Source organism: Bacteroides sp. AN502(2024), assembly GCF_041227145.1.
Taxonomy (GTDB): domain Bacteria; phylum Bacteroidota; class Bacteroidia; order Bacteroidales; family Bacteroidaceae; genus Bacteroides.
Genome location: NZ_JBGFSP010000003.1, coordinates 1,013,363 through 1,030,731 on the forward strand (window position 1 = coordinate 1,013,363; position 17,369 = coordinate 1,030,731).

The window sequence follows — 17,369 nt, forward strand, 5'->3', positions numbered from 1 at the left end:
TAAATATCAATCTGACACTCGCCCTGAAAAGAAGATATCCCCTCTAATGATTTACGCAAACGGCAAATTGCAACATACAGCCGTTCCGCTACCATTCGACCACAAGAGAATGTCTATTTCTCTTTGAGTAAATTTATATTGATTTGCTTTCAAAAAAGCTTCCCAAAGCACTACCTGTTGTAAAAACTCAATTTTTCTACATCCTCATTTTCCTTTAGTATTCGTTGATGTACATCAAAAAAACATCTTCTTCCAATTGGTATAAAGGTAATCTCTCTGCTTTTACAATTACATCAGCCGCCTTCTCCTCCTTTCATGTAAGAATCTATTTTTCGAATAATGATAATTTTGGCATCTGCAACACCTTCACAAACAAAAAATCTGGAATGAAATAACCGGCTAAAAGTAATATTATCATAATAGACAATCGGCCATCAAATACATCCCATCAATGATAAAAAACAAATCCCATTATTTCCACCTCATGGTTAGGCCCCAAGTAAAAACGAAAACAAACTATCATTTGATATACCAATAACGGAAACAACAAAGGAGATATCATTCTATATGCGAAGCTCAATACATCAATAACCTGTTGGTCGAACTAAACTAAATTATCTTTTAATTTACTAAAGATCAGCAGTATATACAACTTTTTCATTATAAATATTTTATCTGTTTAATTCAACCAACAGGTTAATAGTTATTTTTAATAAGTCACAAAAATCTATAGAACCGATACATGACATCTGAATATTTAGAATACAATTTCTAAATTAGAAACAACATTTCCTTAACCGAAATTCATTTCAAAATTTCGGAGCCTTAAATTAATGCTGCTACACACTTATTTTTTATTGGATAAATTCAGGGAGTATTCCTAATTTTCAGATGCCATAATAAGAAATATCTAAGTTGAATTTAAGTTCGTCTACCACTACCACCCCTTGCGCTACCGCCTCTTCTGCCAGAGTCTCCCCTATTACCAGATTCTCTTCTACCATCTGTCCTACCACCGCGAATACTTGAGTACTTCATACGGAAAGCTGAGTTATCTTTAGTATAGTTGCCCTGACAAAATACCGGATAGCCAGGATTATACAATGAGTAGGCAAGGTTAAAGGAATTTTTAATATTGTCTAAAGTGTAAAATGTATGCCCGTTCGGATCATCATCAGAAATAATAAAGAGTGTGATTCTGGATTTAGAAAGAATTTCCATGTCACTTTTACTATAGCTACCTCCAGCAGAGAATATCTTATACTTGATACCTGCTTCGACAGCCGTTTTCACCTGTTCAAAGGAATATTCACTTTCTACTGAAATAAAGGCCACTTTGCCATATGTCATAGAATAAACATAGACCGGATTTTCCGGAACTGTATCTTTAGCAGGGTCTTTGAAGAATCCGTCAACAGGTATGTCCATTGATACGGTGAAATTCTTAGAAATTAGCTGTCCAAACAAACGGCTTTTCACATTGACTGACTTGGTGTTGTTCTTTATCTTTGTAGAAAAAATACCTGCTAATCCAGCACTTCCAGAAAGCGCTTTTTCAATGTCCGAATAGGAGAAGTATTCAGTACACGAAAATTCAAACGATTCTTTGGCTCCTCCTTTCAAGAACTGCTCATACTCTTTGGAATCCAATGCTTGAATGAATAGTTTTTTGTATCCGATTGAGCCGTGCTCTTTGGTCACTTCACCAAAAAACGGTCTTGTAAAATTGAAAATCACATCAATAGGGTTTCTCGGGTATAAGATTTCAGGCTTGAATGATTTCCCGAACTCTTTCTCCGGGAAAGCAGCTCCTAAATATACTGGAATGGGATTGGATATAAAAATATCTTCAGTTCTATAGTTTTCATCTGTACTACTGCTGCCTCTTCGCGCGCTTCCACTTCTGTCTGTTCTGCTTCCATAGCTCCTGCGGTTAGTCGTGGTTCGTGTCGTTACTGCTTCATTAAGCCCAGCCTGCATCAAGTCTCCGATAAAAATTTGATTACTGTCTGTTTCTTCCTCCGTAGAATAGGTATAATCCCAAACAAAAGGGATGTCATCAAAGCGGCCCTGTATATTTTCTATTTTGTTGGCTTGTGGAACAACAATTGAATCAAGTTCATCTTCATTTGAACATGCGCCTAGAAGACTTGTTGCCAAACAACATAAGGCAACGAAATAAATGTAATGTTTTTGTTTCATTTTAAATCTTTTTAAGCGTTGATACTTTGTTTACGTTACTCAAAAAATTGTATTGTCTTTCGTGTATACTCCCTGACAATATATTGGATATCCATACAAGTGTTCGTTAAATGGGGTTTTCAAGAATTCATCCAAATCCTGAAAGCTCGTATATACATTGGCCGTCTGCCGGTTGTCAGACACAATAAACAGCGTGATTGTAGAATTCTTTAAGATCTCAGCTCCTTTGACCGCGTTGCTCAAGGATAGTTTCGACTTTACGGCTTCTTCCACCTCTTTATAAGAATACGGACTTTCGATAACAAAATATGCTGTCTTTCCATAAGTGATAGAACGAATATAAACAGGATTTTCCGGGTTTTCATTCATGTCTTTATTTTCAAAGAGTCCCTGTACCGGGATGTCTGCATAGACAGAAAAACTTCTATTGGCCAAGACACCCGTTGTCCTGCTTTTGACGCCTTTTATCTTTGATGTCTTTTTAGCCTCTTTAGATAAAAGTTCGCCCAATGCCTCGTTGTAGGGAAATGCTTTCTCTATATCTTCGTAGGTATAGACTTCTACCAGGTTAATATCAAATGGAGAAAGCCTGTCATTCATATACTCTTTATATTCATTTGACTCTAAAGCATCGGCCAGCAACTCTTTATACCCTATCGAGCCCTGTTTATTCTCTATGGTACCGGTAAAGGGTTTAATAAAATCAAAGATGACATCCAGAGGATTTCTAGAAGCTGTAATCTCCGGTTTAAAAGAGATTCCAAAATTCTTTTCACTGTAAGCAGCACCGATATACAAAGGCGGCGGGGTTACCATATATCGGTTGTTCACTGATATATATAAGTCACCAATGAATAAATCATCTTCAGAGACAGTGGAAAACTTGTAGTCCCATGCAAAAGGTGTTTTATCAAACCTTCCTTTCTCTGGTTCCTCTGGAAAAGTAGGGACTACACCCTTATTATTTGTTTCTTCTTTCTCACATGCAGATAAAAAAACAAAAGCAAATAAACAGATAAACATCAAAGTCATACGTTCTGGTTTCATTGTTTACAAGATTTTAGTTGATAATATAATTCGCTCACTCATATTTTTATACAAAACATTATTACATCCTCCAACCGGACAATTACTATAAAGGGTGTTAATATCCTGTCTACACACCAACAGGGCACATAGACAACTTATTATCATTTAGATAGCAATAAAACGAAAGTTCCCTAGTAACTCACCAGTTAGATGGATAAAGTAAAAATGCTATATGCTATTTCATTGGTTGTTTTTTTATGTTAGAAGTTAGCTGACTTGAATATTATGGAATAATTTTCTCCCTATTTTCGATCCAATAGAACATTTAAAATCATCTACATCCGCATCGAAAGTATTACCTATAGTTTCTATATCCAAGTCTAATACAAATATTTCCATTCCATACGGACTGACAATATAGTGTTTACTTTTATACATTTTAGTACTGTGAAGGTATAAAGTGGCTGAATAATCAGTCTTGACTTTTTTGTTCCATAAAGCCACTTTTTTCTTCGTATTAAATAAAACAGCGAAGGAATTCGCCATTCGTCCTATAGTCATTGTACTTATAGCATTTTTATTTTTGACTGATACTGTAGCTTTTTGGAATCCGACAAAATTCGTTCTGTTTGCCCCGAAGATAGCAGCTCTTGTAGCAACAGCCGTTTCATCCATATCATAAGTAGGCGTATTTTTTTGTGGAGCTTTCAACTCATTGCCTATAACTACATAACCTTTTATATTGCCTACAAGTGACAAATCGTTATCAGTAAAAGAGAAATAGGGTGTTGCGTCATACTTGTCAAATGCATTGAATGAAAAGAGACGTTCATATTTTATTTTGTATTCACCAATAAGCTTCTCCATTTGCAAGGTATCAGCATTATCAAATATCTGGTCGAGTTCTTCGTCAGCTTGGCTCCAAAGCGTATAAGCGCCATTAAAGCCAAGTTCTTTGAAATATACCTTCTTCTTTTCGGCACTCATTTCATTAAGTTTTTCAATGGTCTGAAAGTATACTTGCTCGTTTCTAAAATGAAGAACCGGTATATTGAAGTCTGCATCGGAATCATTTCTGGTCCCCGGCAACCATTTACCCATCTCAGAGACCTCAATATCCTGGGAGATATGGTGATCTGAAGTGTTGATTTCTTCTTCGTTATCGACGCATGAGCAAAGGCTTATTGATAAACATACTGCCAACAAACTGACAGGCTTCTTGAATAATGTAATTATTTTCATCATTATTTATTATTTGATTAAGTTACTACTATATAGATACATTTTTTAACCACTCTGTTTCCTTAACCTGGCATCCACCCATAACGCCGAGTCCGCCTTCTATATTACTAAATTGATAGAGTACGGGCGAGAAACTATGATTGCCTAAGCTGTTTTTATTTATTTTGTTCAGCGTCTCAAGATACTTAAAGAACTCAGGTGAAAATGTATAAAGATAAATTTTATACTCTACTTTATAAGTATGATCACTCCATTCTGAATCATAGTCTTCCTGATACTCCATGGCCAGGTGAAGAGTATATTCCTGTCCCTGAATCTTTTCATCGCCCCAAATGTAGAGATTTTGAAAATACCCGTGTGAGAATATAAATATCTCATCCAGATCAGAGGTATTATTCAGTAAAGGCTCTTCTTTCAAATCAAATTCAACGGATTCTAAAGATGAATTTTCCACATTATCCATCATATTGAGCTCTTTTTTCATTAACCTTATTCCGTAATAATCTTTAGTGGCAGAGTTATCCTTGAATGTAACCTGCACCTGCAAAACACTTTCCTCTTCTTCTGAAGGCACCAGATGGATAGCTTCCAACGGAAACTCTCCCGGCATCGAAGTTTGGGCAGTTATTGTAGATATCCCTTCCATGCAGGTTCTTATCCTAATTATATCCCCTGTATCGCATTTGCCCAGTGTATAGTAACATTGTGCCGGGAGGGATGAGGTGGAATCTTCATTCCAGTAAACCTCCTGCTCTTTTCCATTTACAGAGAAACGGACATCTGCATTCCTTATACTTGCATTTCCTTTACCGTTCTGACCAACAGGAATGCTCCTGGAGAGTTGAATGACGGTTGTGTCAGAATTAGAAGGGAAACAATAGAGTACTAATTTCTCCTTAGCACCCGCAGTGTCCAAATCGAGATGATAGGTGCAGGACACCAAACAAGTTATCAGTAATAGATATATTATCTTTCTCATACTCATCTTAGAATTTTAACGTGTAAATAAATGAAGGAATGATAGGAAAAACTCCCGTCGCCTTGCTTGTAAACTTGCTTGCCGGCAGGTCCTCCACCTCCGCATACAGCACATTCATCCGGCAATAGGCGTTATAAATGCTTATGTTCCATATTCGTTCAAACCCCCGCTTTGTAACTTTACGAAAATTGACTCCCAGATCCAGCCTGTGATAGGCAGGCAATGTGGCATTATTAGGTTCTTCATACACCCATTGTCCCGGCTCCTTTCCGGTTATACCCGGAAGTGAAGGGCTATCAATGTATTGGCTGGGAACAGTAATCTTATTTCCGGAATGATAGTTCCATGCTGCATAGCCCTCTATCCGCGGAGTGAATTGGTGTCTGACGGCTATGTTAATGTTATGCCGGTTATCAAACTTATTGGGATACCAGCCCTGATAGATATCGTTGAATTTTCTTTTGCTCCATGATAGAGTATAAGAAAAACCGGCTGATGTTCTTAATACCTGGCGGGAAAGAGCCAACTCTACTCCGTAAGCCTTTCCTTTGCCCCGTATTACATCTGACTCCCAGTTTTCAACGGTAGGCGCCAACTGGTTCCTGCCGTCATACTCCAATAAATGGTGCATCGTTTTATAGAAGCCTTCTACACTGAGGTTAATATGGCAAGGTAGCCGCATATATAACCCCGCAGCATATTGCCAGGAACGCATGGGACGGATATTGCCCGTAGAAGGCACCCAGTAGTCCGTTGGAAAATTTAAATAACTGCTGGATAACAAATGCATGAATTGGTTCATCTCCGTATAAGCAACCTTTATAGCCGTATGTTCATTCAACCGATACCTGATTGCCACTCTTGGTTCTATGGAATGATAAGTTTTATCGGAAACTTTAAACAAAGTGTAATGCATGCCGATATTAAACCGCCATTTCCGGCTCAAAGCAATATCATCCTCGGCGAACAAGGTAAATTCATGACCCCTATAGAAATGATAACTGGAATGCCTGATAGTATCGGCCTGAACTTCATTTCTTGAGTATTCATTCAATATCCGACTTTGGGGATGGAAAACATGAAAAAGGTAATTCGACCCCATACGGATATGTTGGCTTGTACCGGGTCTGTAATCAAACTCCATTCGGTAACCGGCATCAGCAATAACTGAGCGGTTATAACGCTTAACATAAGCAAAGCGTGTAACTTCTCCTTCATTCAGAAACTGGTCTTCTTTCTCATAGTTGAATGAAGAGCGGCTCCGTGAATAAACACCTGTAACATTCGCGAATAGTTTGGGAGAAAGCCGGTAATTCCAATGAACGGCCGTTGTTGCATTACCCCATTGCAGATTGAATTTTGTTGCATATAATTCTTCATCAGAATCCTCGGCATAGTCATGAAAGGTTTGGTCATTGTTTATCTTCAACATGTCATTCCCGGTATAAAAGCTAATAGATACTTTACTTATATCCGAAAAGTAATGGGTCAGCTTTGCATTAATATCATGAAAGGCGTATTTCCCTGTTAGCTTGTCATCCTTATTAGATTTATTGCGAAAATACAATACCGGAGCCGAAAATGCCTCCAGCCAACTTCGGCGCATGGCAATGTTGAAGGATGTGCGGTTCTTGATGATGGGGCCTTCATACTGGATTCTACCATCCAGCAATCCCATCGAAAATATCCCGTGATATTCTCTCATATCTCCATCATTGGTGCGCACATCGACAACCGAAGACAAACGGCCACCATAACGGGCAGGAAAGCCACTTTTATAGAAATCTATATTTTTTATTATATCAGTATTGAATACCGAGAACACTCCTCCCAAATGGCTTATTTGGTAGAGTGGTGTCCCGTCAAGAAGGAACAGGTTCTCATCATTGTTACCACCATGTACGTACAATCCGGAGAGCATTTCTGTACCGGAGGCTACACCCGGAAGACTTTGGAGTGTCTTTACCACATCTGGCGAACTGAACAGGGCGTATCCGGTCCGCAAGTCATGGGCATTAAAAGAAGCTTTGCCTGTCTGGGTAGTGTTTATCGGTGAGTTCAGGTCACCTACCACCAGCACTTCGTCCAATGAATAATCTTCCACTAAATAAACCTTCAACATTGTGTTCTTATTTAAATCTATGGTTTTCACTTTTTCGCCAAAGCCGACGTATGTGACCCGAAGGGTATGCTTTCCTTCAAGCAGTGTAAGACTAAAAAAGCCATATTCGTTGCTCAGCGTTCCGGCTTTGGACTCTACATCACGGATGGTTGCGTTGATCAGCGGTTCACCGTTTTTCTGAAGAATGTACCCGCTGATAGTGAACTTGCCCCTCTTTTTAAGCAACACATATTTGTTTCGTACTTCCCATTTTATATCAGTTGTAACGAATAATTGCTGCAAACTCGTTTCCAGGTCCAAGCTTAAAAGCGACCGCCCCTGGTAGATAATATCCAGATCCAAGGAAGAATCATATACAAAATTGACATGATGAAGTCTTTGGACAAGCTCCATTTGCTCTCTGAGAGTACTTGCCGTTTTGGTTTGAGCACTTAGCGGCAGGTAAGCACATGCAAAAAGTATGAAAAATATTAGCTTGCTCATCGACTTATCTCTTTTGTATCTTAACGTCCATAACATTCTCAATCAGATTAATAATCTCATCCAGACTATCCGTATCAAACTGGCTGCTTAACTTTTTATCGGTTTCGTCACAGGTTAATTGTACATGGTAGTAATCTGACAATTCTTTTAGAACGGTTGAGAGGGGAGTATTATCAAAGATGAACAGACCGGTCGCCCATGCAGTCTGGTTGATAGTGCCGGTGGTTGAAAGGGAGGGCATTTTCTCTCCATACACCAATTCAGCCCCCATTCCTTTTGTAAGAATCACACCTTCTTCCTGGTCCTTGGCTGTAAAGAGGACTTTACCGGAAACGACGCATACTTCTGCACTTGAGGAACTCTCAGCCACCTGAAAGCATGTACCCAACACCTTCACATGAGCAAATGAGCCATCGACTTCGAACGGGAGTTTTTCATCTCTTTTGACAACAAAATAAATCTTCCCCGACATATTGACCCGACGTTTTTTATGCGCAAAGACCGCAGGCTGGTAGGACAAAAAAGAGTGCGGGAAGAGAGTGACCACAGTGCTGTCAGGCAATGTATATGCCCTGACGGAGTTATCGGCAACAAGTCTCATCCAGTCGTTATTCGCATTCGTATTCATATTATAAAGATAAATGCCGGATACTATAAAAAACAGGATAGCGGCAGCAACACCGGAATACCAATATATTCTCCGATTACTCTTCGGGGCAATTCCATTTTTTTGCTCAAAACGGCGAATTGCTTTCTGTGTATCCCATGCCCCGGGCTTATAATACCTGAGCACAAACTGGAGACATTTTCTTTCTATATCCTTCATGGTTTTATTGCTTTTTTAAAGCCAAGACTGCAATCCATAAAAAAACCACTACGCAGAAATGAAAAGAATCAGCTAAAAAAGAAATAATAAATCTTCTTGGAACCTTCTTTGAGTATTCGAAGAGCCTTACTCATTTGATTTTCAACGGTATTAACAGATATATCCAGTTTATCGGCAATCTCTTTATATTTTAATCCGTCACGTTTACTTAGAAGAAAAACTTCCCGGCACCGCCTGGGAAGAGAGTCGATGGCCATCCAAAGCCTGGCTTCAATCAGCGAACGATCTTCGCATTCCTCGTCTGAAATGATATCTTCCAGATCGGATGGAGACAAATCACACTGAGTAGGGTTGTCTTTCTTTAGAATATCATAGCAATGGTTTCTGACCATCATATAAAGATATGCCTTTACATTTGAAACTTCTTTCCCGGTAATGAACCCTTCCCAAAGTTCGGTAAAGCAATCCTGCACGGTATCTTCCACCAATGCCATGTCATGAAGATAGTGCATTGCATACAAACAAAGCGGACGATAATATCGACGGAAAGCGTCATCTATATTTTTCTTGGCTTCGTTCATATCATGTACATCTTAGTAATTTAACAAAGATAACTATAAAAATGAAATTTAAAGAAAAATAGCAGGGAAATATAGGGTCACTGATTGATTATCTCTAAATGGGCAATGGCCCTTCACCACTTTGGGAATAACCTGCTTACTTGTATCTCTTATTCAAGGTGGCTTCTCTTCGATGGCATCTGTATGCCAGGTACTGAGTATTCGGATGTCCCCTACCTTGCATCTGTGAGTTATCCTATCTCACACGTCAAGCCACCTCACCGACGTATCACCGAATATACATTACCATACTCCGTATGCTTCCGCCCCACTCCCATTTTCGTCAATACTTGTGCAAACTGGTTCGGATTAAAACCTCTCAATGCGGCTGAATTCATTTTCTTCAATACCTGATATATCTCCGCGGCGGACAACTGTAAGCATTCTTCTTCCGGCAAGGCAATGCGAAAACAGCAGTTAAAGACATCCTCAGCTGGACAGGCATGATAAAAAGCCACATTGTGCCGTTGCAATTCCCGCTCCTGTTCTTTATTGAACCAATAAGGAACTCCCTGTTCCAGTTCAGCCTTCAGTTGGGCAAAGAGTTGCGCATGTTCGATCCCCTCGCAATCAATAGGTTTCGTTACTTCCACGCAAAGAAAACGACGACTGCCCGTAGGGTCAGTCAATAAATCATAGCGATTGGAAGTGCCTATAAATGATGCGACACGCGGCAAGTCACGATAGTTTTTCTGATATGCCTTACAGATGTGCAGGCTCGACATTTGCATCAGATTTTTCAATAAAGGCATCTTACCCGCAGCATACTTGTCAAACTCATCCAGATTAATCAGCCCCATCTCCGACATAAGACGTTCCGCCTTACCCTCCGAAGTCAGTCTGAGATTATCCAGATAGTAATGCTGCAAAGCTACGGGCATCAATGATTTGCAGAAAGTAGACTTCAACCTGCCCTGTTCCGAGCTTACGAGAATGGGAGCTACACTATTGGCATGAATTCCTGTTTTTCCCGACCATTGGGCGGCAACTCCCAAAAGCCATGTATGAAAACCACACACCCACAGAGGCAAATCGGAGACGCGCAATGCCAACGGAGTGATGCGATCAACGCCATCCCAAATGGGTAATTCATCCATATAAAGCCGGAAAGGATGGTACTCGGCAATACGGGTAGAGTAAATATAGCGACTCACGTCCTTATCCCAACAACAGATTCCCTCTGTATGAGCTTCCATGCAAAAGGTGTTCAGAACACGTTTGCTCACCGGTTGGAAAATACCGCTTGCTTTACCCGCATCATCCAACGGGCGGAATTCCGTTTCTTCCGTCAGGAGATTGTAGCGGAAATCATACCGGGTACGCAAAAAGGCATTTACCTGATCCGTCAGACAGACAGAACCGGTTTTCTTACTATCCGGTTGGGATAGTGACACATCCGCCAATCCCAATAATGCCGAACATTCCGGATGTATTTCTTCCGGGACAGACAGTCCTGCCTCTACTTTTTTCGTTCCGACCATTTTCAGTCCGTTCGTTTTCGCTTCTGCAAAAGCAGTCTTTCTTTTCATTCCAGTTCTCCACACCTTCATCAACATAGAGAACAATTTTGCGACTTTTTCCATCTTACTTTTTTGTTTTTATAATGATTTCGTATGCCAAATATACAACCGAATGATAGCGGTTTGCAAACCGATTGCAAGTTTGTCCTTAACTAATTGCGTTTATGAAATAAAGCCTTTATTATTAGGTTAGCAAGCCTTTATGTTGTATCTTTGTAATAGGAAATTGCATAAGCTAATTAAGATGAGCCGATAGGCTAACTATCGTTATCTTATACGCTAACCTTGGTTAACATATAAGCTGATTAAGATGAGCCGATGTATGTAAAGGAAGAATAACCCTCAGAAACTATAGGAGAAACAGGACAGAAGTACATATATAAAAGAAAGGAACTATGGCTATATTATTTGACTGGTACGAGAATCCGGTATCACCGGACCGTCCCCAAAAGAAAAGATTCCATCCGCGCATCATTGCCAACGGTCAGGTAGATACTGATGAACTCAGAAGCAGAATCCAGTCGCGATGCACACTGAACGAAGTAGACGTGACCGCTGTGCTGGACGCTCTCTCGCAGGTAATGGGAGAAGAATTGGGAAAAGGAAGACAGGTACACTTGACTGGTATCGGTTATTTCTACCCCACGCTGACTGCCACCGAGGAAATCTCTGCAGATACTCCCCGCAAAAATTCGAAAGTGAAATTAAAAGCGATACAATTTCGCTCGGACAAGAGATTGAAACAATCTGTCGGAACAATAAAAATTAAACAAGTGAAGCAGGGCAGACATTCCGCCAAGTTATCGGAGATAGAGATAGACATGAAGTTGAAAGAGTATTTCACAAACCATCAGATCATGCAGCGATCTGATTTTCAAACTATTATGAAAATGGTACGCTCCACAGCCATGATTCATATCCGCCGGCTCCGCAAGGAAGGCAAGCTGCTGAATATCGGCATACCCAACCAGCCGATATATGTGCCTGCTCCCGGATTTTATGGAAAATCCAGAGATTATCAACCTGTCCGATAAGCTAGAGCTAAGGATTAGAATTGAAACAACAGAGATAAAAAAAGGGCTGAAAGCGAGGACCATCCATTTTAGGGTCCGCTTTCAGCCGCTTTTCCTTTACAGCAAGCGATTACAGAGAATCGCTGAATGCTGAAATCACTTTATCACTTTGCTGTTTCTATCAGTACGACACGGTTCAGAATCGGTTGACCGAACTTATCGACACCACCACCGGCGGCAACTTTCAAGCGATCGGCAGGAATACCATACTTCTTCACCAGCAAGTCTTTAACAACCTGTGCACGTTCCAAACTCAACTTCTGATTGAAAGCCGGAGTACCCGTTGCAGAGTCTGCATATCCGTTGATGGCATAGGTAGTGCCCGGGAATTCCTTGATGCGGTTGGCAAGATAAGACAAGTTCATTTCTTCCTGCGAAGAGAGTTGGTTCGAACCAATCTTGAAGAATACGGTACGCGGAGCGATATTCGGGTCTGTAACGACTTTCACTTCTTGCTCTTCTACTTCAACCGGCTGTTGTGCATTAGCCAACTGCTCTTGCAACTGTCTATTGGCAGCTGCCATCGCCTTCATCTGGTCACGCATCTGGTTCAGTTCGAGTTCAGAAATAATCTGCTTCGCAGGACGTTGGAATCCGCGGGTCGGGAAATAATAAGTCAGACCTACAGTAGCACCGAGGATACCGTCATAATCAGGTTTGCTACCATGTTCGCCGTCAAATTTTCCTTCCAAACCTGTTGCACTCAATTCAATGTTCAAGTCAACAGCACTCGACAGACGGAAACGGTTGATGATACCTGCATTGAAAGTAGCGGCATCGGTGTGAGGACGCGAGTAAGCATGAGCCCAACCGGCACCGATATAAGGGATGATTTCATATACACGGTTCGGATTGTATCCACCGAAAAGCGCGTTCAGGTTAATCATCAAATCACCGTGAAGGTTCATGTAATCCCATTTCTGTTTGTAAGAACCGTTTTCTCCCGGAGCACCTGCATAATTAGCCGTCCGGTTCATGGTGAATCCTTTAGCTTGCAGTCCGCTGTACTGCATACGCAATCCGAAGCCCGGAGTTACCCATTTACCGACGGACACGTTGAATGTAGGGGCAACACGGTCTTTGAACTTACCGATATGGTCATTGTTCCCATACAATACCTGAGCACCCCCTCCTACAGAGAAGAACCAGTTGCTCCAGAAAGGATTCGTTACTACTTGATATTTATTTTGCACCTGAATCGCTTCGTTTTCAGTTACACTCATTGTCTGCTGCGCAGAAGCGGCAGACGAAACACCGGCCAATGCCAGCAACATCAGAATCTTTCTCATATACCCAATTAGTTAAGTAATTATTTAAATCTTTTTTTTATTGAACTATTTAAATAACACGCACTGAAACTAAAAGGTTTTAGAAAAGATAAATTTATTTGTTTTATTTGAATAATCTTTCGATCTCCTCCTCCTTAATGGTTGTCAAAACAATTTTCCCATCGGGTGTGTAATTCGGTGAAGGACAGGCAAAAAGATTATCTACAAGGCTCACCATTTCTTCATTGCTCAACACCTGCCCGTAGACAATAGCCGCTGCCCGCGCCAATGTGATTGCCAGAATACTCTGGATCTCTTCCTTGACGTCACTTCCCTTTTCCATCGCTGTATGTAGCATATTACGCACCAGCTCGACCGGATTCAGTCCTTCGATACCCGAAGGAATCCCATTAATAGCATAGCTGCCACCTCCCAGATTACTCAAATCGAAGCCGACCGCCGACAAATCATCCATAATACTTTGAAGAACAGCAGCTTCCGAAGCCGGCAGTTGTAATATTTCCGGGAAGAGAACACCCTGTGACACTCCCAGTTTCTGTTGAATCTGTACCATATAGCGATCATAAAGCACCCGTATGTGTGCACGGTGTTGATCGATTAGCATCAGACCCGATTTGACTGAAGTCAGAATAAAACGCCCTTTAAACTGCAAATGTTGATTTCCTTTTTCCATTACCGGCTCGTTGGCATACAATGTAGAAGAAGAAGTAGCTGCTGTCACCGTCTCTGTCTTCTCTTCCATAAAGGCCGGTTCGCCTCCCATAGCAGAATCCTCCCCATCCATTTCGGGTTCCGGCTGCGGATTATTCATCTTACTGGCTTTCGTCAGCCCTCCGTACAGTTCTTCCCATTCTACTACTTTCGAACGGCTGTACGATCCGCCACCGGCAGAAACTTTAAACGGATTATAATCTGTATTATAATGTACCTTCGGAGGTTCGGAAAATACCTTTTCCTCCAATGCCGGAATGTCGGGCATATCCTCCGTATCAAAATCAATGGAAGGGATGGCACTGAACTTACCCAACGATTCCTTAACGGATGCTGAGAGTATCTGCCATATGGCCTGCTCATTCTCAAACTTGATTTCGGTCTTTGTCGGATGAATGTTCACGTCAATGTTAGCCGGATCTACCTCGAAATAGATAAAGTAGGAAATCTGCTCACCGGCGGGAATCAATTGTTCATAAGCCTCCATGACCGCCTTATGGAAATAAGGATGACGCATGTAACGCCCATTGACAAAGAAATACTGATGCGCTCCCTTCTTACGGGCAGTTTCCGGCTTAGCTACATATCCGTAGATTTTCACCATGGTAGTGTTCACGTCTATATTCAGCAATTGCTGGTTGAGCTTCTTACCGAAAATAGCAAGAATACGCTGACGTAACTGCGATACTGGAAGATTGAAGAGTTCCGAATCATTACTATAAAGTGAAAAGGCAACCTCCGGATGCACCAAAGCGATACGTTCAAATTCGGCGAGAATGTTACTCAATTCTGTAGAATTAGCCTTCAGAAATTTACGACGGGCAGGCACATTAAAGAACAGATTCTTTACAGAGAAGTTGCTCCCTTTAGAACAGGAGACAGCCTCCTGACTCTCCACTTGAGAACCTGCAATCACCAACTTCGTCCCCAGTTCTTCCGACTCCGGACGCGTCTTTAATTCCACCTGCGCCACCGCCGCAATGGATGCCAATGCTTCTCCGCGAAATCCCATGGTACGCAAAGCAAACAAGTCCGCCGCTTCACGTATCTTGGAGGTTGCATGCCGCTCAAAAGAGAGACGGGCATCCGTTTCGGACATTCCTTTTCCATCATCAATCACCTGAATACAAGTTTTACCCGCATCAGTCACTAATACATGTATATTTTGCGCATCTGCATCAATTGCATTCTCCACCAGCTCCTTGATAACAGACGCCGGACGTTGTATCACTTCACCGGCAGCAATCTGGTTAGCTACCGAATCCGGCAACAAATGAATGATATCGCTCATACTTCACACATTTACAATTCAAAATTAGAAATTCCAACTGCCTGTCGATAAATAATGCCACAGATAGAGAAGGAAGGCTATGATTATCAGTATGACTCCGAAAGAAACCGGTTTACGGCCACTTGCTTTTCTTCTTTTCAAATGCGTAGTACCTTCGATGAATTTACCGCGAATATCTTCCGGATTAAACTCTTTCTCCGGCAGCATACCCAAGTCGCGTTTGGCGTTCTCCTCCATCTTAGCAAGCTTTTCTTTCCGCTCGTCTACATAAATGTATTGATGATGAAAGCCACGTGGCTTCCTCATTGAGTTAAACATTCCCATACTACTTCATATTTATTAAGTTTCGCTTATCGGTCTTCGGTCGCCGATCTGTCGTCGGCTTCAATACTTCTCCCGCACGCTTACTGCGCCAGTTGAATATATCATCCTTATTTAGCGGACGAACATAGTCGAACCATGCAAAAGTAGGAAGACGCAATTTATCAGGTGGAATCTGGTCCATCGGATACATTGTCCCGTTCGATTTACCGATAAAGAGTCCTTTTTCCATTTTCTTATCCTTCATATAAAGATGGAGCATACTGCCCTCCAGGCAATTAAATCCGGTCATCGTACTATCTTTTTCTTCCGGATAGAAAGCTGTCAGCACATTACCAACCACTTCAATATGACGCATATCCCCATCGATGAAATAGGCTTTTATCTCCTTGCCGGACACCTGATTATAGTGGACAGAATCTTTCATCTCCACAGTCAACGCCTGATTGATAATATGCGCCCAGTCAATCGTACTGTCATTCATATAAATCTTGATCTGCTCACCAAGTAGTTGTTGCCCGTCATTCCAAAGAATAGGGTCGGTATACATAGTCATACAAGAATCCTTCGTATCATAAACCAACGAGTCGCATACTCCTTGAACATCCTTTCGATACATGCGCACCTTGTGGTAAGCCTTCATCAACCGGAACACAGAATCTGTATTCAGATTGTAAGATACCAGCTGCAATGTATCTCCATGCATATAAAGGCTGTCAGGCCCCTGCGAATAGTCGATTGCTACAGCACGTTTCGTTGCAAACGCGGAATCCGTCAATTCATTATAGAAACAATAATCACTCGTCAGCATATTCTTATGAATGGAATCTGTCATCTTCACATTATCAAATGCCTCTCCATAACCGATGATCCGATCATAGAACAGACTGTCGCCCACCAGTTTCTTTCCCTGATTGGTCAAGACCGAACGGTCCAACAGTTCCGCTTGCTCGGTCAATGTATTGTAGAATCCCCGTTCCGAGTAGATATGATTTTTGTCACTGACGATATTGGAAGGTCCGAGAATCACTGCGATTTTGCTTTCCGTATGATACCTCAACGTATCGGAAGTCAACACGAACTTGGCGTTCACTAACTTCACATCGTGGTTGAATACCGATTGTTTCGTTGCAGGACTGTATTCACCCCAATCGGAAGTCAACACATTCTCTTCATCCATCAAGGTCCCCCCCTCGAAATAATATCCGAGATCGTAGAGACGATCGTAGTTCAAGCTGTCCGTCAACAAGGTCGTGTTCCGGTTAATCATCTTCACATTTTCACGAAGCTGTGCAATTTGCGTCATCCCGTCATAATAAAGATAATCACCATAGATAAACAAGGTATCTCCCTGTTCCATACGCACATTGCTAAAGGCTTCTACAGAGTTCGTTTTCTCAAAAATCAGTGCACTGTCACAGTACATATACATACTGTCATGGCGCAACTTTACGTTCCCAATCAACACCTGCACATCCGGACGTGCCAACTTATCCGCCTGCCCTTCGTCAGCATGAAGCAAATAGACTTTGGTCTTCTTATGCTCCGGTTGTTTCTTATTATCTTGTGCAAGACATACACCAAACAGGCATAGAAAGCCTATAAGAAGCCATCTATGCCTGTCCTGTTGTTTACTATTCTTATCTCTTTTCAGCATATAA

13 protein-coding genes are annotated in these 17,369 nt (G+C 41.3%); 1 reads left to right on the forward strand and 12 read right to left on the reverse strand.

Annotation, left to right across the window (positions count from 1 at the left end; translation table 11 throughout):
• Positions 1 to 921 precede the first annotated feature (921 nt).
• From AB9N12_RS04020 to AB9N12_RS04055, 8 genes are all read right to left on the reverse strand, one after another.
• Positions 922 to 2,202, reverse strand: a complete 1,281-nt coding sequence (locus AB9N12_RS04020) for a thiol-activated cytolysin family protein (protein ID WP_369889897.1) — start codon at positions 2,200 to 2,202, stop codon at positions 922 to 924.
• A 39-nt stretch (positions 2,203 to 2,241) separates the two neighbouring features.
• A complete protein-coding gene (locus AB9N12_RS04025; protein WP_369889899.1) occupies positions 2,242 to 3,249 on the reverse strand; it encodes a thiol-activated cytolysin family protein in 1,008 nt (335 codons plus the stop codon).
• Positions 3,250 to 3,498: 249 nt separating this feature from the next.
• On the reverse strand, positions 3,499 to 4,476 hold the full coding sequence (locus AB9N12_RS04030; protein ID WP_369889902.1) for a DUF4848 domain-containing protein: 978 nt from the start codon (positions 4,474 to 4,476) through the stop codon (positions 3,499 to 3,501).
• A 25-nt stretch (positions 4,477 to 4,501) separates the two neighbouring features.
• Positions 4,502 to 5,452: a DUF4249 domain-containing protein gene (locus AB9N12_RS04035; protein WP_369889904.1), complete on the reverse strand. Its 951-nt coding sequence runs from the start codon at positions 5,450 to 5,452 to the stop codon at positions 4,502 to 4,504.
• A gap of 7 nt (positions 5,453 to 5,459) precedes the next feature.
• Complete coding sequence (locus tag AB9N12_RS04040; protein WP_369889906.1) at positions 5,460 to 8,057, reverse strand: carboxypeptidase-like regulatory domain-containing protein; 2,598 nt, start codon at positions 8,055 to 8,057, stop codon at positions 5,460 to 5,462.
• A 4-nt stretch (positions 8,058 to 8,061) separates the two neighbouring features.
• A complete protein-coding gene (locus AB9N12_RS04045; protein WP_369889908.1) occupies positions 8,062 to 8,883 on the reverse strand; it encodes a FecR family protein in 822 nt (273 codons plus the stop codon).
• A gap of 68 nt (positions 8,884 to 8,951) precedes the next feature.
• Positions 8,952 to 9,464, reverse strand: coding sequence for an RNA polymerase sigma-70 factor (locus AB9N12_RS04050; RefSeq protein WP_369889910.1), 513 nt, complete (start codon positions 9,462 to 9,464; stop codon positions 8,952 to 8,954).
• Between the two features lie 257 nt (positions 9,465 to 9,721).
• Positions 9,722 to 11,086, reverse strand: coding sequence for a VapE domain-containing protein (locus AB9N12_RS04055; RefSeq protein WP_369889912.1), 1,365 nt, complete (start codon positions 11,084 to 11,086; stop codon positions 9,722 to 9,724).
• Between the two features lie 332 nt (positions 11,087 to 11,418).
• Between AB9N12_RS04055 and AB9N12_RS04060 the strand changes: the two genes are divergently transcribed.
• Positions 11,419 to 12,057 carry an HU family DNA-binding protein gene (locus AB9N12_RS04060; RefSeq protein WP_369889914.1) on the forward strand — a complete coding sequence of 213 codons (639 nt, stop codon included), beginning with the start codon at positions 11,419 to 11,421 and terminating at the stop codon, positions 12,055 to 12,057.
• 143 nt (positions 12,058 to 12,200) lie between these two features.
• On the opposite strand, the gene AB9N12_RS04065 is transcribed toward AB9N12_RS04060, so the two are convergent.
• The 4 genes from AB9N12_RS04065 to AB9N12_RS04080 all read right to left on the reverse strand — a co-directional run bounded on the left by AB9N12_RS04065 (position 12,201) and on the right by AB9N12_RS04080 (position 17,365).
• Positions 12,201 to 13,385 carry an OmpA family protein gene (locus AB9N12_RS04065; RefSeq protein ID WP_369889916.1) on the reverse strand — a complete coding sequence of 395 codons (1,185 nt, stop codon included), beginning with the start codon at positions 13,383 to 13,385 and terminating at the stop codon, positions 12,201 to 12,203.
• 103 nt (positions 13,386 to 13,488) lie between these two features.
• Positions 13,489 to 15,387 (reverse strand): DNA mismatch repair endonuclease MutL, encoded by a 1,899-nt coding sequence (gene mutL, locus AB9N12_RS04070; RefSeq protein WP_369889918.1) that lies wholly within the window; start codon positions 15,385 to 15,387, stop codon positions 13,489 to 13,491.
• A gap of 24 nt (positions 15,388 to 15,411) precedes the next feature.
• Positions 15,412 to 15,711: a hypothetical protein gene (locus AB9N12_RS04075; protein WP_369889920.1), complete on the reverse strand. Its 300-nt coding sequence runs from the start codon at positions 15,709 to 15,711 to the stop codon at positions 15,412 to 15,414.
• 1 nt (position 15,712) lies between these two features.
• On the reverse strand, positions 15,713 to 17,365 hold the full coding sequence (locus AB9N12_RS04080) for an OstA-like protein (protein WP_369889922.1): 1,653 nt from the start codon (positions 17,363 to 17,365) through the stop codon (positions 15,713 to 15,715).
• Positions 17,366 to 17,369 lie beyond the last annotated feature (4 nt).